At 68.9% G+C, this 20,499-nt stretch carries 17 protein-coding genes; 10 read left to right on the top strand and 7 right to left on the bottom strand.

Going from position 1 to position 20,499, the window contains the following annotated elements; translation table 11 throughout:
- Positions 1–52 precede the first annotated feature (52 nt).
- The 3 genes from ptsP to PE061_RS13005 are packed head-to-tail and all read right to left on the bottom strand — an operon-like array spanning position 53 to position 4,607.
- On the bottom strand, positions 53–2,332 hold the full coding sequence (gene ptsP, locus PE061_RS13015; RefSeq protein ID WP_271255704.1) for a phosphoenolpyruvate--protein phosphotransferase: 2,280 nt from the start codon (positions 2,330–2,332) through the stop codon (positions 53–55).
- Positions 2,329–3,321 (bottom strand): NAD(P)H-dependent flavin oxidoreductase, encoded by a 993-nt coding sequence (locus PE061_RS13010; RefSeq protein ID WP_271259198.1) that lies wholly within the window; start codon positions 3,319–3,321, stop codon positions 2,329–2,331. The genes ptsP and PE061_RS13010 overlap by 4 nt, the downstream gene beginning before the upstream one ends.
- Before the next feature lie 29 nt (positions 3,322–3,350).
- Positions 3,351–4,607, bottom strand: coding sequence for an aspartate kinase (locus tag PE061_RS13005; RefSeq protein WP_271255703.1), 1,257 nt, complete (start codon positions 4,605–4,607; stop codon positions 3,351–3,353).
- Between the two features lie 187 nt (positions 4,608–4,794).
- On the opposite strand from PE061_RS13005, the gene PE061_RS13000 reads away from it, so the two are divergent.
- The 7 genes from PE061_RS13000 to pdeM all read left to right on the top strand — a co-directional run bounded on the left by PE061_RS13000 (position 4,795) and on the right by pdeM (position 14,313).
- Entirely contained in the window at positions 4,795–7,545 is a 2,751-nt protein-coding gene (locus PE061_RS13000; protein ID WP_271255702.1) for a M16 family metallopeptidase, read from the top strand.
- On the top strand, positions 7,545–8,267 hold the full coding sequence (locus PE061_RS12995; RefSeq protein ID WP_271255701.1) for a dienelactone hydrolase family protein: 723 nt from the start codon (positions 7,545–7,547) through the stop codon (positions 8,265–8,267). The genes PE061_RS13000 and PE061_RS12995 overlap by 1 nt, the downstream gene beginning before the upstream one ends.
- Positions 8,268–8,272: 5 nt before the next feature.
- Entirely contained in the window at positions 8,273–8,854 is a 582-nt protein-coding gene (locus tag PE061_RS12990) for a TIGR00730 family Rossman fold protein (RefSeq protein ID WP_420794400.1), read from the top strand.
- 220 nt (positions 8,855–9,074) lie between these two features.
- The gene (locus tag PE061_RS12985; RefSeq protein ID WP_271255699.1) at positions 9,075–10,118 is read left to right on the top strand and encodes an aspartate-semialdehyde dehydrogenase; all 1,044 of its coding nucleotides are present in this window, start codon (positions 9,075–9,077) and stop codon (positions 10,116–10,118) included.
- Positions 10,119–10,202: 84 nt separating this feature from the next.
- Positions 10,203–12,626 (top strand): ligase-associated DNA damage response DEXH box helicase, encoded by a 2,424-nt coding sequence (locus tag PE061_RS12980; protein WP_271255698.1) that lies wholly within the window; start codon positions 10,203–10,205, stop codon positions 12,624–12,626.
- Between the two features lie 45 nt (positions 12,627–12,671).
- Positions 12,672–13,610, top strand: coding sequence for an aspartyl protease family protein (locus PE061_RS12975; protein ID WP_271255697.1), 939 nt, complete (start codon positions 12,672–12,674; stop codon positions 13,608–13,610).
- Positions 13,611–13,656: 46 nt separating this feature from the next.
- Positions 13,657–14,313: a ligase-associated DNA damage response endonuclease PdeM gene (pdeM, locus tag PE061_RS12970; RefSeq protein WP_271255696.1), complete on the top strand. Its 657-nt coding sequence runs from the start codon at positions 13,657–13,659 to the stop codon at positions 14,311–14,313.
- Positions 14,314–14,316: 3 nt separating this feature from the next.
- Here pdeM and PE061_RS12965 read toward each other — a convergent pair whose 3' ends face one another.
- Together PE061_RS12965 and PE061_RS12960 are read right to left on the bottom strand one after the other, a co-directional pair.
- A complete protein-coding gene (locus PE061_RS12965; protein ID WP_271259197.1) occupies positions 14,317–14,649 on the bottom strand; it encodes a YnfA family protein in 333 nt (110 codons plus the stop codon).
- A gap of 2 nt (positions 14,650–14,651) precedes the next feature.
- A complete protein-coding gene (locus PE061_RS12960) occupies positions 14,652–15,269 on the bottom strand; it encodes a DNA-3-methyladenine glycosylase family protein (protein ID WP_271255695.1) in 618 nt (205 codons plus the stop codon).
- A gap of 81 nt (positions 15,270–15,350) precedes the next feature.
- Here PE061_RS12960 and PE061_RS12955 point away from each other — a divergent pair, with 81 nt between their 5' ends.
- Genes PE061_RS12955 through PE061_RS12945 form a run of 3 tightly spaced genes read left to right on the top strand, consistent with a single transcriptional unit; the run spans position 15,351 to position 17,625 of the window.
- Positions 15,351–15,668 carry a 2Fe-2S iron-sulfur cluster-binding protein gene (locus PE061_RS12955; protein WP_271255694.1) on the top strand — a complete coding sequence of 106 codons (318 nt, stop codon included), beginning with the start codon at positions 15,351–15,353 and terminating at the stop codon, positions 15,666–15,668.
- Between the two features lie 59 nt (positions 15,669–15,727).
- Positions 15,728–16,828 (top strand): sensor histidine kinase, encoded by a 1,101-nt coding sequence (locus PE061_RS12950; RefSeq protein WP_271255693.1) that lies wholly within the window; start codon positions 15,728–15,730, stop codon positions 16,826–16,828.
- Positions 16,828–17,625 (top strand): LytR/AlgR family response regulator transcription factor, encoded by a 798-nt coding sequence (locus PE061_RS12945; protein WP_271255692.1) that lies wholly within the window; start codon positions 16,828–16,830, stop codon positions 17,623–17,625. The genes PE061_RS12950 and PE061_RS12945 overlap by 1 nt, the downstream gene beginning before the upstream one ends.
- 425 nt (positions 17,626–18,050) lie before the next feature.
- On the opposite strand, the gene ubiG is transcribed toward PE061_RS12945, so the two are convergent.
- Positions 18,051–18,782 (bottom strand): bifunctional 2-polyprenyl-6-hydroxyphenol methylase/3-demethylubiquinol 3-O-methyltransferase UbiG, encoded by a 732-nt coding sequence (gene ubiG / locus PE061_RS12940; RefSeq protein WP_271255691.1) that lies wholly within the window; start codon positions 18,780–18,782, stop codon positions 18,051–18,053.
- A 42-nt stretch (positions 18,783–18,824) separates the two neighbouring features.
- Complete coding sequence (locus PE061_RS12935; protein ID WP_271255690.1) at positions 18,825–20,465, bottom strand: N-acyl-D-amino-acid deacylase family protein; 1,641 nt, start codon at positions 20,463–20,465, stop codon at positions 18,825–18,827.
- Positions 20,466–20,499: the final 34 nt, after the last annotated feature.

Here is a 20,499-nt window from a genome sequence, read left to right as displayed (position 1 = left end):
CACGTTCGCGCGCGGCTCCCCCGGTGTCAACGCGCTTCATCGCGGCAGGGCCTCAGCCAACGGCGATGCCGCGGCTCGACGCGTATTCCGTGAGCGCCGCGCGCACATCGACACCGCGCCGCAGCCAGCCCTCCATCTCGTGCTGGAGCGGCGCGAGCGCGAGCGACCGGATCATCGCCTTCATCGGGCCGATGCCGGCGGGCGTGATCGACAGCCGCTCGATGCCGATGCCGAGCAGCGCCAGCGCATCGAGCGGACGCCCGCCCATCTCGCCGCAGACCGTGACCGGACGCCGCGCCGCCCGCGCCTGATCCGACACGCGCTTCACGAAACGCAGCAGCGAGACCGACAGCCAGTCGTAGCGGTCGGCGAGCTTGGGGTTGGCGCGGTCCGCCGCGAACAGGAACTGCGTGAGGTCGTTGGTGCCGATCGACAGGAAGTCGATGCGCGGCAGCAGCAGATCGAGCGATTCCGCGAGCGCGGGCACCTCCAGCATACAGCCGAACTCGATCTTCTTCGGCACCGCGTGGCCGCGCGCGACCATGCGCGACAGCTGCGCCTCGACGAGCGCGCGCGCCTCGTCGAACTCCCACGGCTCGGAGACCATCGGGAACATCAGGCGGAGCGTGCGCCCGGCCGCCGCGTCGATGAGCGCGCGCGCCTGCACCTTCATGAGCCCGTCGCGTTCGAGCGCGAGGCGGAGCGCGCGCCAGCCGAGCGCCGGGTTCTCCTCCACCGTGTCGCCCGACATGTAGGGCACCGCCTTGTCGCCACCGATGTCGACGGTGCGGAACGTCACCGGGCGGTCGCCCGCCGCGTCGAGCACCGCCCTGTAGAGCTGCGTCTGCCGCTCGCGGCGCGGCAGCGTCGCCGAGACGAGGAACTGGAACTCGGTGCGGAACAGGCCGATGCCGTCCGCGTTCGTGATGTCGAGCGCTTCGAGGTCTGAACGCAGGCCCGCGTTCATCATCAGCGTGATGCGCGCGCCGTCCACGGTTTCGGCGGGAAGATCGCGGAGCTTCGCATATTCGGCCTGACGCCGCGCCTTCAGCGCCACCTGCTCCTCGAACTGGTGGACGACGGGCTCGCTCGGCCGCACGAACAGCGCGCCGCGCTGCGCATCGAGCAGCAGCGGATCGCCTTCGAAGATCGTCGTGCGCAGGTCCTTGACGCGGCCGAGCACCGGAATCCCCATCGCGCGGGCGATGATGGTGACGTGCGCGGTGAGCGAGCCTTCCTCCAGCACCACGCCGCGCAGGAAGCGCTTGTCGTATTCCAGAAGCTCGGCGGGCCCGAGGTTGCGGGCGATCAGGATCATGTCCTGCTGGAGGCCCCGTTTCGCCGCCGTGTCCATCTGCCCGGACACGATCCGCAGCAGGCGGTTCGACAGGTCGTCGAGATCGTGCAGGCGTTCCTGGAAGAACGGGTCCTTCGTGGCGCGCATCCGGGTGCGCGTCTTCATCTGCACGCGCTCGATCGCCGCCTCGGCGGTGAGGCCGCTGTCGATCGCCTCGTTGATCCGCCGCGACCAGCCCTCGTCGTAGGCGAACATCTTGTAGGTCTCGAGGATCTCGTCATGATCGCCGGGCGCCGCGAACTCGGCCTGGCCCATCATGTTGTCGATCTGCTCGCGCATCATCTGGAAGGCGGCGTAGACGCGCGCGCGCTCCGCCTCGATGTCGTCGGCGACCGTGTGCTCGACGATGACGCGCGGCTGGTGGAACACCGCCTGCCCCCGGCCCACGCCCTCGACGAGCTTGAGCCCGGTCATGCGCGCCGGGCGGCTTTCCCGTTCGCGCGCCTGCTGCACGGTCAGGTCGTCGACGAGGCCCGCCGACGCGATCAGCTCGGCGAGCACCATCGCCGTCGTCTGCAAGGCCTCGATCTCGATGTCCGCGTACTCGCGGGGATCGACATGCTGCACCGCGAGCACGCCGATCGCGGTCTCCTGCCGGATGATCGGCACGCCCGCGAAGCTGTGGAAGCTTTCCTCGCCGGTTTCGGGCTTGTAGGCGAAATCCGGGTGCGCCTTGGCTTCGGCGAGGTTCAGCGGCTCGCGCGTCTTCGCGATGGTGCCGACGAGGCCCTCGCCCACGGCGAGGCGCGTGACGTGCACGGCGGACTGCGCGAGGCCGCGCGTCGCGAAGAGCTCGAGCACGCCGTCGCGCAGCAGGTAGATCGAGCAGACTTCGGAGGAGAGCGTGCCCGCGATGATGTCGACGACGCGGTTCAGCTTCGCCTGCGCGCCCGCCTTGGTTGCCATGACATCGTGAAGCCGCCGCAGGATCTCGCGCGCGGCGCTGGTTGCCGAGACGTTCCTCTCGGCGTTCATGCAGCCTGAACGCCGCGGCGCGCAAGGGCCGCCGCCGCCTCGCTGACCAGTTCGTCGATGATCGCCTGCACCGGCTCCTCGCGCTTCACCATGCCCACCGACTGGCCCGCCATCAGCGAGCCGTTCTCGATGTCGCCCTCTACCACGGCGCGGCGCAGCGCGCCCGCCCAGTAATGCTCGATCTGGAGCTGCGCGGCATCCATGTCGACCGTGCCCGTATCGAGAAGCCCGGCGACCTCGCGCTGCTTGGCGGTGAACGCCTCGGTCCCGGCGTTCTTGAGCGCCCGCACCGGAATCACCGGCAGGCGCGGGTCGATCTGCACGCTCGCCACCGCGTCGCGCGCCGCGGCGCGGATGAACGCCTGCTTGAACTTCGGATGCGCGACGCTTTCGGTCGCGCAGACGAAGCGCGTGCCGAGCTGCACGCCCGCCGCGCCCATCTCCAGGAATGCCGCGATCGCCTCGCCGTGGCCGATGCCGCCCGCGATGAACACCGGCACGTCGGTGATGTGCGGCAGGATTTCCTGCGCCAGCACCGTGGTCGAGACCGGCCCGATGTGGCCGCCCGCCTCCGTGCCCTCGATGACGAGCGCATCGACGCCCGAGCGCACCAGCTTCTTCGCGAACGCCAGCGCCGGGGCGAAGCAGATGAGCTTCGCGCCCGCCGCCTTCACCGCCTCGATCGCGGGGCCGGACGGAATTCCGCCCGCGAGCGCGATGTGGCCGACCTTCTCCTCGGCGCAGACCCGGATGAGGTCCAGAAGCGCCGGGTGCATGGTGATGAGGTTGACGCCGAACGGCTTTTCCGTAAGCGCGCGCGTCGCGACGATCTCCTCGCGCAGCCGCGCCGGGTCCATCGCGCCGCACGCGATCATGCCGAAACCGCCCGCGTTCGAGATGGCGGAGACGAGGCTGCGCTCCGAAACCCAGGTCATCGCACCGGCCATGATCGCATAGCGCGTGCCGAGGAAGGCACAGCCGCGCGCCATCAGCGCATCGAGGCGATCACGGCCGCCGCTCACGCAGTGGCCCCGGCAGGTTCTCCGGCAGGCTCCGACACGTCGTCGAGGCCGTAAGCGGTGTGGAGGACGCGCACCGCAAGCTCGGTGTATTCCTCGGCGATCAGCACCGAGATCTTGATCTCGGACGTGGTGATCGCCTTGATGTTGATGCCGCGGTCGCCGAGCGCCTTGAACATGGTGAGCGCGACGCCCGCATGGCTCTTCATGCCGACGCCGACGACCGACACCTTGCAGACGTTGTCGACGGCTTCGAGCGCACCGTAGCCGATCGCGTCCTTCGCCTTCGTCAGCTCGTCCATCGCGCGGGCAAGCTCGGTGCGCGGCACGGTGAAGGTGACGTCGGTGTGGCCGCTTTCGCGCGCCACGTTCTGCACGATCATGTCGACGTTGATGTTGGCGGCGGACAGGGGCTCGAAGATGCGCGAGACGACGCCCGGCGTGTCGGGCACGCGCGTCACCGTGACCTGCGCCTCGTTGCGGTTGTACGCGATGCCGGTGATGAGTTCCTGTTCCACGCCTTCTTCCTCGTCGACTACGAACGTGCCGGGCGCGTCGGTGAACGACGACAGCACCTGCACCCTAACCTTTTCCTTCATCGCAAGCTCGACCGAACGGGTCTGCAGCACCTTCGCGCCGACGCTTGCGAGTTCCAGCATCTCCTCGAACGTGACCGACTGAAGCTTCCTCGCTTTCGGCACGATACGCGGATCGGTGGTGTAAACGCCATCCACATCCGTATAGATGTCGCAGCGGTCGGCCTTCAGCGCCGCCGCCACCGCGACCGCGCTGGTGTCCGAGCCGCCGCGGCCGAGCGTGGTGACGCGGCCATCGTCGGTGACGCCCTGAAAGCCGGGGACGACCGCGACGCGGCCCGTCGCCATGTCGGCGAGGACGGCGGTGGTGTCGATGTCGCCGATGCGGGCGGTGGAATGCGCGTCCGACGTGCGGATGGGAAGCTGCCAGCCGAGCCAGCTCCGCGCGGGCACGCCGATCGCCTGTAGCGTGATCGCGAGAAGGCCGGACGTCACCTGCTCGCCCGAGGCGACGACGACGTCGTATTCCGCCGTGTCGTGCAGCGCCGCCGCCTCGCGGCAGAAGCCGACGAGCCGATCCGTCTCCCCGGCCATCGCCGAGACGACCACGGCGACCTCGTTGCCTGCATCGACCTCGCGCTTCACGCGCTGGGCGACGTTGCGGATACGCTCGATGCCCGCCATCGACGTGCCGCCGAACTTCATCACGATCCGGGCCATGGTCTGGCGCCTGTTCCTTCTTCAACGTCCACGAAAACACCCGGCCGGGACCGGCCGGTACGAAAGCGGCGCCTTGATAGAAGCCGCCTTGCCGGAGCGCAAGCGCCTCGGCTTGCCGCACCGCCGCCGACGGCTTATGCGTTCGGGCATGACCGCCGTTCGGCCGCATCCGGAGCTTTGCCGCACCATGAAACCACGCTTCCTCGGCACCGCCATCGCCCTCGCGCTGGTGGCCGCCTCACCGACCCTCGCCGCCCCGAAGAGCGCGGGACCCGACCCCGCGCTCGTTGCCGCCGTCGACATCCCCTACGAGCGCTTCACGCTGCCGAACGGCCTTCGCGTCATCGTCCACACCGACCGCAAGGCGCCGATCATCGCCACCAGCATCTGGTACCACGTCGGCTCCAAGGACGAGCCGGCGGGCAAGACCGGCTTTGCGCACCTGTTCGAGCACCTGATGTTCAACGGCACCGAGAACTACAACCACGACTGGTTCGTGGCGCTTCAGGAGATGGGCGCGACGAGCTACAACGGCACCACGTGGTTCGACCGAACCAACTACTTCCAGAACGTGCCGACGCCCGGCCTCGAACGCATCCTGTTCCTCGAATCCGACCGCATGGGGCATCTTCTGGGCGCGATCGACCAGACCAAGCTGACGAACCAGATCGGCGTCGTGCAGAACGAGAAGCGGCAGGGCGACAACCAGCCCTACGGCAAGACCGAGTACCGCATCCTCGAGGGCCTGTTCCCCGAAGGCCACCCCTATCGCCACTCGACGATCGGCTCGATGGAGGACCTCGACAACGCCTCGCTCGACGACGTGAAGACGTGGTTCCGCACGTGGTACGGCCCCAACAACGCCGTGCTGGTGCTTGCAGGCGACATCGACGCGGCGACCGCGAAGCCGCTCGTCGAGAAGTATTTCGGCGATCTTCCCGCCGGACCCGCTGTCGAGCGCCGCCTGAAGGCGTGGGTGCCGGAGCGCAGCGAGACGGTGCGCGAGACGATGGAGGATCAGGTCTCCAACACGCGCCTCTACCGCGTGTGGGCCGTGCCGGGCCTCAACGACAAGGACGCGCAGAACCTTTCCATCGCCGCCGCGACGCTCGGCGGCGGCAACAGCTCGCGGCTCTACAAGGACCTCGTCCGCGATCGCCAGCTCGCCATCGGCGTGTCCGGCTACCTGCAAGCGTTCGAGGCGGTGAGCCTGCTCCAGATCGAGGTGGACGTGAAGCCGGGCGTGAACCCGGAGACGGTGAACGCCCGGCTCGACCAGCTTCTCGCCGACTTCCTCGCCAAGGGGCCGACGAAGGACGAGGTGGGCCGTGTCGCCATGCGCGCCGTCTCCGGCACCATCCGCGGCCTCGAAGCCGTCGGCGGCTTCGGCGGCAAGGCGGTGACGCTGGCCGAGGGCGAGCTCTATTCGGGCGATCCGCACCAGTTCAAGAAGGACCTTTCCGCCTATGTGAACGCGACGCCTGCGAGCGTGCAGGCCGCCGCGCAGCGCTGGCTTTCGAAGGGCGACTACCAGCTCACCGTCTATCCCTACGGCACGCTCCAGCAGGTCGCGGGCAAGGGCGTCGACCGCTCGAAGCTGCCGCCGGTGGACGGCGCGCCCGCGCTCGAATTCCCGGCCGTCGAGCGCGCGAAGCTCTCGAACGGCATCGAGGTGGTGTTCGCGAAACGCGACACGGTGCCTGTCGTGAACCTCTCGATGGTGTTCGACGCAGGCAACGCCGCGGATCTGCGCGAGAAGCTCGGCACGCAGTCGCTGATGCTGTCGCTGCTCGACGAGGGTACGGCGAAGCGCACCGCCATCCAGATCGCCGAGGAGGAGGAGCGCCTCGGCGCGAACATCGGCGCGGGCGCGGGCAACGACACCACCGAGGTCTCGCTCTCGGCGCTCTCCACCAACCTCGCCCCCTCGCTCGACCTGTGGGCGGACATCATCCGCAACCCGAAGTTCGACCCCGCAGAGCTCGAGCGCGTGCGCGGCATCCAGATCGCCGGGATCGCGCAGGAGGAGAGCCAGCCGCAGACGCTGGCGCTGCGCCTGCTGCCGCCGCTCATCTACGGCACGGCGCATCCTTACGGCGTGCCGCTCACCGGCTCCGGCACCGTGGAGGGCGTGAAGGCGGTGACGCGCGACGATCTCGTCAGCTTCCACCAGACATGGCTCCGGCCCGACAACGCCACCATCTTCGCCTCCGGGGCGACGAGCATCGGCGAACTCGTGCCGCTGCTCGAAAAGACGGTCGGCACATGGCCGGCGCCGTCCACGCCGAAGGGCGCCAAGACCTTCACGACCGCGAGCGCCCCCGCCGCGAGCAAGGTCATCCTCATCGACCGCCCCGGCTCGCCGCAGTCCTTCATCCTCGCGGGCTATCCGCTGGCGCGCAGGGGCACGGACGACAACCTCGCGCTCACCACCGTGAACACCCCGCTCGGCGGCGTGTTCACCTCGCGGCTCAACATGAACCTGCGCGAGGACAAGGGCTGGTCCTACGGCGTCTCGACCGCGATCTCGCAGACCAGCGAGCAGATGCCCTTCTACGTGTTCGCGCCCGTGCAGACCGACAAGACCGGCGCCGCGCTCGCCGAGCTTCGCAAGGACATCACCGCCTTCGTCACCGACAGGCCGATCACGCCCGAGGAGGTGACGTCGACGCTCGCGTTCCTCACCGGCCGCCTGCCGGGCGCCTACGAGTCCTCCGCCGCCGTGCTCGACGCGCTGGAGACGAACGCGCGCCTCAAGCGGCCGGACGACTATCAGGTGACGTATGCGGCGAAGCTGAACGCCCTTACCCGCGACCAGATGATCGCCGCTGCGAAGGCCAATATCGACGTGAACCGGCTGCTGTGGGTCGTCGTCGGCGACCGGCGGCAGGTGGAACCGCAACTGAAACCCCTTGGGCTGCCGATCGAGGTGAAATGATGAGCAAGGTTGAAACCGGTTACGCCGACTATTCGCACGCGGGCACGACGTTCGAGGCCTACGTCGCCCACACGGGCGGCACGGAGAAGCGCCCGGCCGTCCTCGTCGCGCACCAGTGGGCCGGGCAGTGCCCGCACGAGTGCGGCCGCGCCGACCTGCTGGCCGAGGCGGGCTACGTCGGCATCGCCATCGACACCTACGGCAAGGGCGTGCGCGGCACGATGGGGCAGGACAACAGCGCGCTCATGAATCCGCTGCTCGCCGACCGCGCGCTGCTGCGCGACCGCCTGCTGGCCGCAGTCGACTTCGCCAAGGCGCATCCGCTCGTCGACCCGTCGCGCATCGCCGTCATCGGCTTCTGCTTCGGCGGCCTCTGCGCGCTCGACGTGGCGCGCAGCGGCACGAAGGACGTGGCGGGCGTGGTGTCGTTCCACGGAGTCTACCCGCCGCCGAACCTCGGCCCGCAGGCGCCGATCCACGCGCAGGTGCAGCTCCACCACGGCTGGGAGGACCCGCTCGCCCCGCCGCAGGACGTGCTGGCGCTGGCGAAGGAACTCACCGACGCGGGCGCGACGTGGCAGCTCAACGCCTACGGCGACACCGTTCATGCCTTCACCGCCAGGGGCATGAACAACCGGGCCGAGGGCGCGCAGTACAACGAGATCGCCGACCGCCGCTCGTGGCAGGCGGCGCTGCTGTTCCTCGAGGAGATCTTCGCCTGAGGTGGATTTCCAGCCTGTGCGTGTTCCTCGGCTCCAGCCGGGGCGCGCGCGCCGACTATGCGGACGCCGCGCACGCGCTCGGCACGGCGATGGCCGCGCGCGGCATCCGCCTCGTCTACGGCGGCGCCTCGATCGGCCTGATGGGCGTGCTCGCCGATGCCGTGCTCGCGGCGGGCGGCGAGGCCGTGGGCGTCATCCCGCAGGCGCTCGTCGATCACGAGGTCGCGCACCACGGCCTCACCGATCTCGTCATCACCGGCTCGATGCACGAACGGAAGGCCGAGATGGCTCGCCGCGCCGACGCCTTCGCGGCGCTGCCGGGCGGCGTCGGCACGCTCGAGGAACTGTTCGAGGTGTGGACATGGAGCCAACTCGGCATCTTCGAGAAGCCCTGCGGCCTGCTCAACGTCACGGGCTACTACGACCAGCTCGCCGGTTTCCTCGATCACATGGCCGCCGAGAAGTTCGTCCGCCCGCAGCACCGGGGAATGCTGGCGGTGGCTGAAACCCCGGACGCGCTGATCGACGCGCTGGAGGCGTGGGAATTGCCCGTGGTCGAGAAATGGATCGGTCTCGAACAGAGCTAGACGGGGCCATTCGAGGCTGCTATCCGCCGCCGCGATGTCCACGCAGTCGATTAAAACGATTAGCACCAAGCCGACCCGCGCTCGCGGGGCGGTCCTGTGTGTGCTGACGGTTTAACCGGCAAGCCAAGCAGGACAGAGCCCCGCCGAAGCGCGGGGCGGCAAGGAACTTCCGAAGCCACGCACCCCGCGCCTCCGCAGCATAACAGGAGACGCAGTTCACATGACCAGATCCCTCCCCGCCCGGCCCAATGTCGGCATCATCGGCGCCACCGGCCTCGTCGGCGGCATGATGCTCGAAATCCTCGCCGAGCGCGATTTCCCGCTCGGCACGCTCCGCCTGTTCGCCTCCGCCCGGTCGAGCGGCAAGACCGTGCCGTTCCGCGGGGCGGAGGTCGTCGTCGAGGACGCGGAGACCGCCGATTTCGCGGGCCTCGACATCGTGTTCTTCTCGGCGGGCGGATCGACCTCGCGCGCGCTGGCGCCGAAGGCCGCCGCGGCGGGCGCGGTCGTCATCGACAACAGCTCGGCATGGCGCAGCGATCCCGAGGTGCCGCTCGTCGTCGCCGAGGTGAACCCGGAGGCGCTGCGCGACATCCCCAAGGGCATCGTCGCCAACCCCAATTGCACCACGATGGCCGCCATGCCGGTGCTGAAGCCGCTGCACGCGGCGGCGGGGCTCACGCGCCTGATCGCCAGCACCTATCAGGCCGTCTCCGGCGGCGGCATGGCGGGCGTCGAGGAACTGCACGAGCAGGTCGTCGCCGGTGCGGAAGGCAGCGATGCGCTGGCGCGCGACGGCGGCGGCGTGAACCTCGGCCGGCCGCGCAAGTGGGCGGTGCCGATCGGCTTCAACGTGGTGCCGCTCAACTACGTGCTCGGCGAGGACGGCTACACCGAGGAGGAAACCAAGCTCCGCGACGAGAGCCGCAAGATCCTCGACCTCCCCGACCTCACCGTCTCCGGCACCTGCGTGCGCGTTCCCGTGTTCACCGGCCACGCCCTCTCGATCAACGCCGCGTTCGAGCGCCCGATCGCCGTCGCCGACGCACTGAAGCTGCTCGAAGCCGCGCCCGGCGTGGTGGTGACGGACGTGCCGAACCCGCTCGAAGCGACGGGCAAGGACCCGGTGTTCGTCGGCCGCGTCCGCAATGACCCGACCGTCCCGCACGGCCTCGCGCTGTTCGTCGTCGGCGACAACCTCCGCAAGGGCGCGGCGCTCAACGCCGTGCAGGTCGCGGAAGTGCTGCTCGAACAGGCCCGCTGATCGCGCGCGTGCCGCTTTCCCGTGCCCTGCGGGAAGGCGGCACGCGATTGCACCGCTGCCTCCGGCGCTGCATCATTCGCGCCGATGCCCCCGCTCCTCCCCGACATCATCACCCGCTGGTTCGACGCGCGCGGCTGGCGCGTGCGGCGGCATCAGGCGGAGATGGTCGCGGCGGCGAACGAACGCCAACACGCGCTGCTGGTGGCCGCGACGGGCGCGGGCAAGACGCTCGCCGGATTCCTGCCGACGCTCGCCGACCTCGTGCGAAACCCTTCCGAAGGGCTGCACACGCTCTATGTCTCGCCGCTGAAGGCGCTGGCGGCGGACGTCGAGCGCAACCTGCTCACGCCCATCGCGGAGATGGGCCTCTCCATCCGCGTCGAGACGCGTACCGGCGACACACCGTCCGACCGCAAGGCCCGCCAGCGCGCCGCGCCGCCGCACATCCTGCTGACGACGCCCGAATCGCTGTCGCTGCTGCTCTCCTACCCGGACAGCGACCGCACGTTCGCGGGGCTCAGGACCATCGTCATCGACGAGGTGCACGCCTTCGCGAGCGGCAAGCGCGGCGACCTGCTGGCGCTGGCGATGGCGCGCCTGCAAGCCATCGTGCCGGACATGCGCCGCGTCGCGCTCTCCGCCACCATCGGCGACCCGGAGGATTACCGCCGCTGGCTCGCGCCGGACCACGACCCGGCAAGCGTCGCGCTCGTCGCAGGCGAGCCGGGCGCGAATGCGCATATCGCGATCCTGACGCCCGAGGGCCGCGTGCCGTGGTCCGGTCATTCCGGGCGCTATGCGGCGGAACAGGTCTACCGCGAGATCGAGCGGCACAGGCTGACGCTGGTGTTCTGCAACACGCGCAGCCTCGCCGAGCTGGTGTTCAACGACCTCTGGGCGGTGAACGAGGCGACGCTGCCCATCGGCCTCCACCACGGCTCGCTGTCGAAGGAGGCGCGGCAGAAGGTGGAGGGCGCGATGGCGGACGGGCGGCTGCGTGCGCTCGTCTGCACCGCGAGCCTCGACCTCGGCGTCGACTGGGGCGACGTCGATCTCGTTGTCCAGATGGGCGCGCCCAAGGGCTCGTCGCGCCTCATCCAGCGCATCGGCCGCGCCAACCACCGGCTCGACGAGGCGAGCGAGGCCATCGTCGTGCCCGGCAACCGCTTCGAATATCTGGAAGCGCGCGCCGCGCTCGACGCCATCGACGCGGGCGAGCTGGACACCGAGCCGTGGCGGCCGGGCGCGCTCGACGTGCTCGCCCAGCACCTGATGGCGTGCGCCTGCGCCGAACCCTTCGCGGCCGACACGATGTTCGACGAGGTACGCCGCGCCGCGCCCTATGCGGCGCTCACACGCGAGGCGTTCGACCGCGTCCTGCATTTCGTGGCGGACGGCGGCTACGCCCTGCGCGCCTACGACCGCTACAAGCGGCTGACGCAGAACCCGGACGGGCGCTGGCGCGTCAGCCACCCGAACCTCGCCAAGCAGCACCGGCTGAACGCGGGCATCATCGTCGAGGCGCCGATGCTCGACGTGCGTTTCGGCAACGGGCGGATGCTCGGCCGCGTCGAGGAGTATTTCGCCTCCACCCTCTCTCCCGGCGACACGTTCCGCTTCGCCGGGCTGGCGCTGGAGGTCGAGCGCATCGTCGACACCGACCTCGTCGTCAGCGCGACGCGCCGCGCGGCGATGATCCCGAGCTACATGGGCGCGCGCCTGCCGCTCTCCACGCACCTTGCCGACCGCGTGCGCGGCTTCCTTGCCGACCCGGAGGAATGGAAACGCTTCCCGGCGGACGTGGCGGAGTGGCTGGAGGTGCAGCAGATCCGCTCGGTGCTGCCGAAACCGGGCGAGCTTCTGGTCGAGACCTTCCCGCACGACGGCCTCCACCACATGATCGTCTACAGCTTCGAAGGCTGGAACGCGCACCAGTCGCTCGGGATGCTGCTCACCCGCCGCATGGAGACGCTGGGGCTTGAGCCCACCGGCTTCGTCGCCAACGATTACGCGCTCGGCGTCTATGGCCTCAAGCGGGTGAAAGACCCCGCGCCCCTTTTCTCGCCCGACATCCTCGAAGACGAACTCGTCGAGTGGGTCCAGACCTCCCACCTGTTGAAGCGCGCCTTCCGCGAGGTCGCCGTGATCGGCGGGCTGATCGAGCGCCAGCATCCGGGCAAGCGCAAGACCGGCAGGCAAGTCACGTTCTCCACCGACCTCATCTACGACGTGCTCCGGAAATACGAGCCCGACCACATGCTGCTGCGCGCCGCGTGGGAGGACGCGCGGCTGCGGCTGACGGACGTCGCGCGGCTCGCGAACCTGCTCGACCGGGCGGCCAGCAGCATCGTCCACAAGCATCTCGACAGGGTGTCGCCGCTCGCCGTGCCGGTGCTGGTGATGATCGGCCGCGAAAGCGTCGCGCAGGGCCTTGCCGACGAGGCGCTGCTCATCGAGGCGGAAGCGCTCGCCCAGGAGGCCATGCACATCGACGGGCGTCGTTGTTGAACGGCCCGATATGGCGTAAAATCGGCAGCGGGGAAGGATCGCGACATGAACGCCTTGGCAATCGCCGTTCTGCTTGCCGCTGGCACCGCCGAACCGGCACCGCCGCCGCCCGCCGTCGGCGAGGCCGTCGATTCTGTTGCCGACAGGTCGCTGCGCATGACCGTGCCGGTCAACATCGGCGAGCGCGGGCCGTTCGATTTCGTGGTGGATACGGGCGCGGAGCGCACGGTGCTTTCCGAGGAGCTGGCGAACACGCTGGGCCTCGGGCGCACGGGCAGCGCCGAGGTGCACAGCATCAGCGGCGCCCAGCGCTTCGCGACGGTGACGGTGCCGTCGCTGTCGGTGACGAGCACGCAGGTGCGCAACGTGCAGGCGCCGCTCCTCAAGCGCGGCAATCTCGGCGCGGAAGGCCTGCTCGGCATCGACAGCCTGCAATCGAAGGCGATCCTCATCGACTTCGCGCAGCAGAAGATCGTGGTGACGCCCGCACGCGACGCGCCCGCACTCAAGGCCGGCGACGACGACACCATCGTCATCCGCGCGCGCAGCCGCCTCGGCCGCCTGATCCTTGCCGACGCCGCGATCGGCCAGCGCAGGATCGCGGTGGTGATCGACACCGGCGCCGAGCACAGCGTCGGCAATTTCGCCATGCGCAACATCGCGGTGAAGCGCGGCAAGGCGGCGCTGCTGATCCCGACGACGCTGCACGACGTCGCGGGCGGCTCCGTCCCCGCCGAGATCGCGGTGGTGAACGACATGCGGCTCGGCAGCGTGACGCTGACCGGTATGCCGATCGCCTTCGCCGACCTCCCGGTGTTCCGCCAGCTCGGCCTCGACAAGCGGCCCGCAATGCTGCTCGGCATGAACACGCTGCGCGCCTTCGATCAGGTGGCGGTGGACTTCGCGACGAAGACGGTGCGCTTCGTGGTGCCCGGCGACAGCAGCCGCGAAGACGCCGCGCGCCTCGCCAGCGCGAGTCCTTGATCGCAAGGCCTTGATCGCACCTGCGCGCCGGGGCATAGCCGGGGGCATGGTTCCCCTTTCGTTCGCAGGCCACGAGATGGTGCCGCTCGCCGCGGGCGCGCTCTGGTGGCCCGCGCGCCACGCGCTGCTCGTCGCCGACCTGCACTTCGAGAAGGCGAGCTGGTTCGCGCGCTTCGGCCAGATGCTGCCGCCCTACGACAGCCTGCAAACGCTGTCCGACCTCGACGCGCTGATCGCCGCGACGGGCGCGCGGACGCTCTGGTGCCTCGGCGACAGCTTCCACGACGCGGACGGCCCCGGACGGCTTAGTGGCGAGGCGCTGGACCTGCTGCACACGCTGCAAAGCCGCGTCGCATGGGTGTGGATCACCGGCAACCACGACCTGAAGGCGGACGGCCTCGGCCATGTCCGCACGGAGGTCGAGGTGGACGGCATCGTGCTGCGCCACGAGGCCGAGCCGGGTTCGGCACGCCCCGAGATCAGCGGGCATTTCCACCCGAAAATCCGCGTTCAGGGGCGCGGCCGCATGGTGAGCCGCCGCTGCTTCGTGCTGTCCGAACGCAAGCTGATCCTGCCCGCGTTCGGCGCGCTCACCGGCGGCCTTGCCGCCGACCACCCCGCGATCCTCGATGCCGCCGGACGCCCCGCGACAGCGCTGGTGCCCACGAAGGACCGCCTGCTCCGCTTCCCCCTCGCCGCCTGAACCTCAGGCCGTGCGCGGCCCCCACAGGATGATCGCCGCTCCCACGAGACAGACGCCTACGCCGATCACGTCCCACCGGTCCGGCCGCACGCCCTCGGCGGCCCACAGCCAGCCGAGCGCCGAGAGGATGTAGATGCCGCCGTAGGCCGCGTAGGCCCGCCCCGCCTGATCGGTCTCCGCGAGCGTCAGCAGCCACGCGAACAGGCACAGCGACACGATGCCCGGCACCAGCCAGAGCGGCGACTTGCCGAGGCGCAGCCATGCCCAGAACGCGAAGCACCCCGCGATTTCGGCGAGCGCGGCGCCCGCATAGGCCGCGACGGTGACGCCCGGCACCGCTACAGCACCGACGTCTTGTAGTGATGCCACATGAAGATCGCCGCCGCCCCCCTATGGGGCCGCCACAGCTCGGCGATCTCCCGGGCCTCCCGCTCGGTCGGCCGTTTCGGCAGCCCCTTGATGCGGCCCAGTTCGGCCTGCACCGCGAGGTCGCCCGCCGGCCAGATGTCGGGCCGCTCCTCGGCGAACAGCAGGTAGATTTCCGCCGACCAGCGCCCGATGCCCTTCACCGCACTCAGCAGCGCGATCGCCTCCTCGTCGTCGGCGGGCAGGTTCGCGAAGTCGATCGCGCCGGAGGCGGAAAGCTCCGCAAGGCTTTGCGCATAGCCGATTTTCTGCCGGGAGAGGCCCGCCCCGCGCAGGTCCTCGAAGGACCGCGCCAGCAGCGCCCGCGGATCGGCGATGTCGCCGATCGCGGCTTCGAGCTTGCCCCAGATGCTGTTCGCGGCGCCGACGCTCACCTGCTGGCCGACGATCGTCCGCAGCAGCGTTTCATAGCCCTGCGCGCGGATGCGCGGCTCCGGATAGCCGGCCCGTCCGAGCGCCGCCGCGACATGCTCGTCCAGCGCCGCGATCGCATCCATGCCTTCGCGAAGGCGCTCCGCACTCAAACCCATCCGCTGCTCATGCCTTTTGACAACGCCCGTCTTGCCGTTATTAGGCTCCCCGAAATCAAAGGTCGAGGGAACGGGGAAGAGATGCCGAAACTGATTGTCGTGTCGCGTGACGGGTCGGAAAAGACCGTGGAAGCCGAAAACGGCCTTTCCGTGATGGAAGCCATTCGCGACAACGGCTTCGACGAGCTTCTGGCGCTGTGCGGCGGCTGCTGCTCCTGCGCGACCTGCCACGTGTTCGTCGACGAGGCGTGGACGGACAGCGTGGGCGGCCCCGGCGAGGACGAGAACGACCTTCTCGATTCGTCCGATCACAAGCAGGTCAGTTCGCGGCTGTCCTGCCAGATCGAGATGAGCGACGCGCTCGACGGCCTCAAGGTCACGATCGCGCCCGAGGATTGAGGTTTGGGGCCTGAGTTCCGCGCTCGCGTTTTGCGGGCGATTGTTGCAGTCTTCGCGCGATGAAACTCGGTCCGCTTCCGAAACAGGGCTTTTTCGCCGACAAGAATCACGCCTTCTGGATCCTCCAGATCGGCGGCTGGTCGGCCTATCTCGTGCTCCGCGCGCTCGGCGGCCTCGCCAATTCCATGGGCATCGCCTTCGTGGTGCCGACCCTGATCGCGACGGCGACGGGCTTTTCGCTCACGCTCCTCATGTCCGCCGCCTACCGGCGCATCATCCGGATGCGCGCGGTGTTCGTATGGAGCCTCACACTCATCATCGTCGCGCTCGCCGCCGCGGTCTTCTCGGTGATCGAGGTGTGGGCGCACGCGCGCTTCTACAACCCCAACTTCCAGCCCGAGGGCATACAGTTCTTCGGCGCGATCCTGCTCGATCTCTCGGTGCTCGCGGCGTGGACGGGGCTCTACTACGGCATCAACTACTACCTGCTGCTCGATGAGCAGTCCGAGCGGGTGCTGATCCTCTCGGGCCAGGCGAGCGCGGCGCAGCTCGCCATGCTGCGCTACCAGCTCAATCCGCACTTCCTGTTCAACACGCTGAACAGCATCTCGACGCTCGTGCTGCTGAAGGAGACCGAGCGCGCCAACACCATGCTCTCCCGCCTGTCCTCGTTCCTGCGCTACAGCCTCGTCAGCGACCCCACGGAAACCGTGAGCCTCGCGCAGGAGATCGAGGCGCTGAAGCTCTATTTCGAGATCGAAAGGATGCGCTTCGAGGACCGGCTGCGCACGCGCTTCGACATCGAGGAGGCCGCGCTGCAGGGCCGCCTGCCCTCGCTCCTTCTCCAGCCGCTCGTCGAGAACGCCATCAAGTACGCGGTCACGCCGCAGGAGGAAGGCGCCGAAATCGTCGTCGCCGCGCATGTCTCGGGGGACCGGCTGCTGATCTCGATCAGCGACGACGGCCCCGGCCTCACCGCCGAAAGATCGGCGCTCGTCCCGTCCGCGGGGGTCGGATTGAACAATATTCGCGATAGACTGTTTCAGACTTATGGCGACGACCAGCGGTTCGAAATGATAAGCAACGTTCCGCAGGGGGTCGTCGCCAACATTGAAATCCCGTTCGAGCCGGCCAATGTTCGGCTCAAGGAGAACGCCTGATGACGATCCGGACCATATTGGTCGATGATGAGCCTTTGGCCATCAAGGGTCTTGAGATGCGGCTGGAAGCCTTCGATGACGTCGAGATCATCGAACGCTGCGCCAACGGACGCGAGGCGATCCGCGCGATCAAGACGCACAAGCCCGATGTCGTGTTCCTCGACATCCAGATGCCCGGTTTCGACGGGTTTTCCGTCGTCAGCGGGCTCGCCGACATCGAGCCGCCGCTGGTGGTGTTCGTCACCGCCTACAACGAGTTCGCGCTCAAGGCCTTCGACGCCCACGCGGTCGACTACCTGATGAAGCCCGTGGACGAGGTGCGCCTCGCCGCGACGATGGAGCGCGTGCGGCAGCGGCTCGCCGAAAAGAACGCGGGCGCCGAGAAGGACCGGCTGCGCGAGCTTCTGGAGGAGGTCGCCCCGAACGCCGCCGCCGACATCAAGCCTTCGGCGGAAGCGCCCGCATCCTCGCGCTTCGAGCGGATGATCAACATCAAGGACCGCGGCCAGATCTTCCGCGTCGACGTGGAGAGCATCGAGCGCATCGACGCCGCCGGCGACTACATGTGCATCTACACCGGCGACAACACGCTGATCCTGCGCGAGACGATGAAGGACCTCGAAAAGCGCCTCGACCCGCGCATCTTCAAGCGCGTGCACCGCTCCACCATCGTCAACCTCGATCAGGTGAAGCAGGTGAAGCCGCACACCAACGGCGAGTGCTTCCTGAAGCTCGGCTCCGGCGCCGAGGTCAAGGTCAGCCGCAGCTACCGCGACGTGGTGGCGCGGTTCCTGTAACACGCGGCGGCTTGGGATGAAGGACCGTTGTTCCGCGTAAGAACGTCCGTCATCCCGGCCCTTCCCAAATAGGGTTTCGCATGAAAGGCTTGCCGCGAACCGCGACACATGTTCGCCTCGTGGATTCCGCCCATGCGAGAATCGGGAGCAGCCCCGAAGCGCAAGACCGATCGCATCGGTGATCGCGCACGCATACGGCCGCACGCATGTGCGCCAGCATGCGCGAGCATGTCTCAACTTCATCAACTTCGGCTGGCATCCGGGCACGGAACGGCCGGGACTCCGCGCGTTACCGCACACATATCCCTATTCGGCAAGGCCGCCCGGCCCCGACCGGCAGCCCCTCTGCGCGGCCTTTCCATCGAAAAGTCACATGGAAATTTTTCGGCCGTTTACACGAGCTTCGTGACCTTCCGGCACGCCGGTCAGGCGTGAACGGCGGCGCCGATGTAGTTGATGCGGCGGTCGTCCGAGAGTTCGAAGCCGCGCGACGGCCGGAAGCCGATGCCGCGCGTTTCGGTGACGCGGAGCCCCGCCGAGGCCAGCGCCGCGGTGAGTTCCTCGGGCGTCAGGAACCTGTTCCAGTCGTGCGTGCCGCGCGGGATGAAGCGCAGCACCCATTCGGCGCCGACGATGAGCGTGCCGTAGGACAGCGCCGTGCGGTTCGGCGTCGAGAAGACGAGCAGGCCGCCCGGCTTCAGCAAGCGCGCGATTCCCCGCAGGAAAACCGGCACGTCCGCGACGTGCTCGACCACCTCCATGCAGGTGACGAGATCGAAGCGCCGCCCCTCTTCCACGAGGGTCTCGACCGGAAACTGGCGATAGTCGATCTCGAGCCCCGCCTCCGCAGCGTGCGCCTTGGCGACCGCGATCGCCTCCGCCGCCGCGTCGATCGCCGTCACGCGTCCGCCGAGCCGGGCGAGCGGCTCGGCGAGGATGCCGCCGCCGCAGCCGATGTCGAGGACGTCGAGCCCGGCGAGCCACGCGCGGTCCCGCGAATCCCGCCCGAAGTGCGCCAGCGCCTGCTCGCGGATGAACGCGAGGCGCACCGGGTTCACCTTGTGGAGCGGCGCGGACGACCCGCTTGCATCCCACCATTCATGGGCGATGCTGTCGAAAAGCCGGGCCTGCGCGGGGTCGATCGTGGTCGTGGTCATGCGCCCACTCTCGCGCGCCGACGCCCGCGCCGCAAGATGCGACTAGCTGCAGCTGTGCCGGAGCACGGCACCCGCGCGCACGTCCTCCAGCTTGCCCTTGTCGAGCGCGACGCGGCCGTTGACGATGACGGTCTCGATGCCCTTCGGATAGTCGACCGGGTTGGTCCAGCTTGCCACGTCGTCGAGCGTCTCGTAGTCGAAGATGACGACGTCCGCGCGCATCCCCTGCCGCACGAGGCCGCGGTCGCTGAGCCCCATGCGCTGCGCCGGCCAGCCGGTCATCTTGCGGACCGCGTCCTCCAGCGTCAGCACCGGGCGGCGCTTCACGTACTCCGCGATCACGCGCGGAAACGTGCCGTAGGAGCGCGGGTGCGGCAGGCCGAGGTCGTCGATCTCGCCCGGCTTCAGTGCCGCGCCCGCGTCGCTGCCGATGCTCGTCCACGGCTGGCGGAGCGCCGTCTCGATGTCCTTCTCGTCGATCATGAAATAGAGCGCCATCGAGCGCTTCGGGTACGCGTTCAGCACGATGTCCCACGCCGCGTCGGCCGGATCGAGCCCGAGCGCCTTGCCGATCTCGACGAAGTTCTTGCCGTGGAACTGCGCGTACCTGTCGCTGTGCGCATTGGCGAGGACGACGCGCTCCCAGCCGCCCGAGGCTTCCACGAGGTTCGACCAGTCCTCCATCGAACCCGCCTTGACCTGTTCCTTGAGTTTCTTGCGGATTTCCGGGTCCTTCAGCCGTTCGAGGCCCTTCTCGACCCCGTCCGCCCACACCCAGTTGGGCACGGTGATCTCGACGCCGGTGCCGCCCGCCGGATAGGGATAGAGGTCCGCCGCGACATCGACGCCGCGCGCCCGCGCCGCCTCGACGGCCGCGACCGCCTTGGCCATGCCCGTGCCCCACGCCGGCGCGTAAGCGTTCTTCAGGTGGTAGATCTCCACCTTCACGCCGCCCTTCTCGCCGATCTCGATGGCTTCCTCGATGGCTGGAACGAGCTTCGCGCTCTCGTCGCGCATGTGGGTGGCGTAGAAGCCGTTGCACTGGCCCGCGACCTTGGCGAGCTCGATGAGGTCGGCGGTGGTCTGGAAGCTGCTCGGCGGATAGATGAGCGCGCTGGTCACGCCGAACACGCCCGCTTTCATCGCGGCGGCGACCTCCGTCTTCATGGCGTCCATCTGGGCCTTCGTCGGTGCGCCCGCCGCATCGCCCATCACCTTCACCCGCGCCTGCGAGCTGGAATAATAGGTGCCGAAGTTGACCCCGATGCCCTGTGTTTCGAGTTTCGAGAAATACGCCGGGATCTCCGCCGCATCGACGGGCGTGCCGCCCTCGCCCGAGATCACCGTGGTGACGCCCTGCCGCAACTTGTTTTCCGCCGCGCCGTTCACCGGGAGCACGCGCCCCGACTGGTCCATCATGTCGATGAAGCCGGGCGCGACGTAGCGGCCGCGTGCGTCGATCTCGCGCTTGCCGCGCGCCTTGACCGTGCCGACCGCCGCGACCCGGCCGTCCTTGATGGCGACGTCGGCGTTCACCCACGGGTTGCCCGCACCGTCGAGAACGCGGCCGCCCCGGATCACGATGTCGTAGTCCGCCGCCGCCTGCGCCGATGCCGCGCCGGACGTCAGCAGGACCGCCCCGGCAAGAAGCGCGGCGCGGGTTCCGAACGCTGTGAAGCTCATCCCTTTTCTCCCTCGTTCATTCTGTTGCGCGCCC

This window comes from Sphingosinicella microcystinivorans (genome assembly GCF_027941835.1).
GTDB lineage: Bacteria > Pseudomonadota > Alphaproteobacteria > Sphingomonadales > Sphingomonadaceae > Sphingosinicella.
This window is presented reverse-complemented; position numbering and strand designations above follow the sequence as displayed.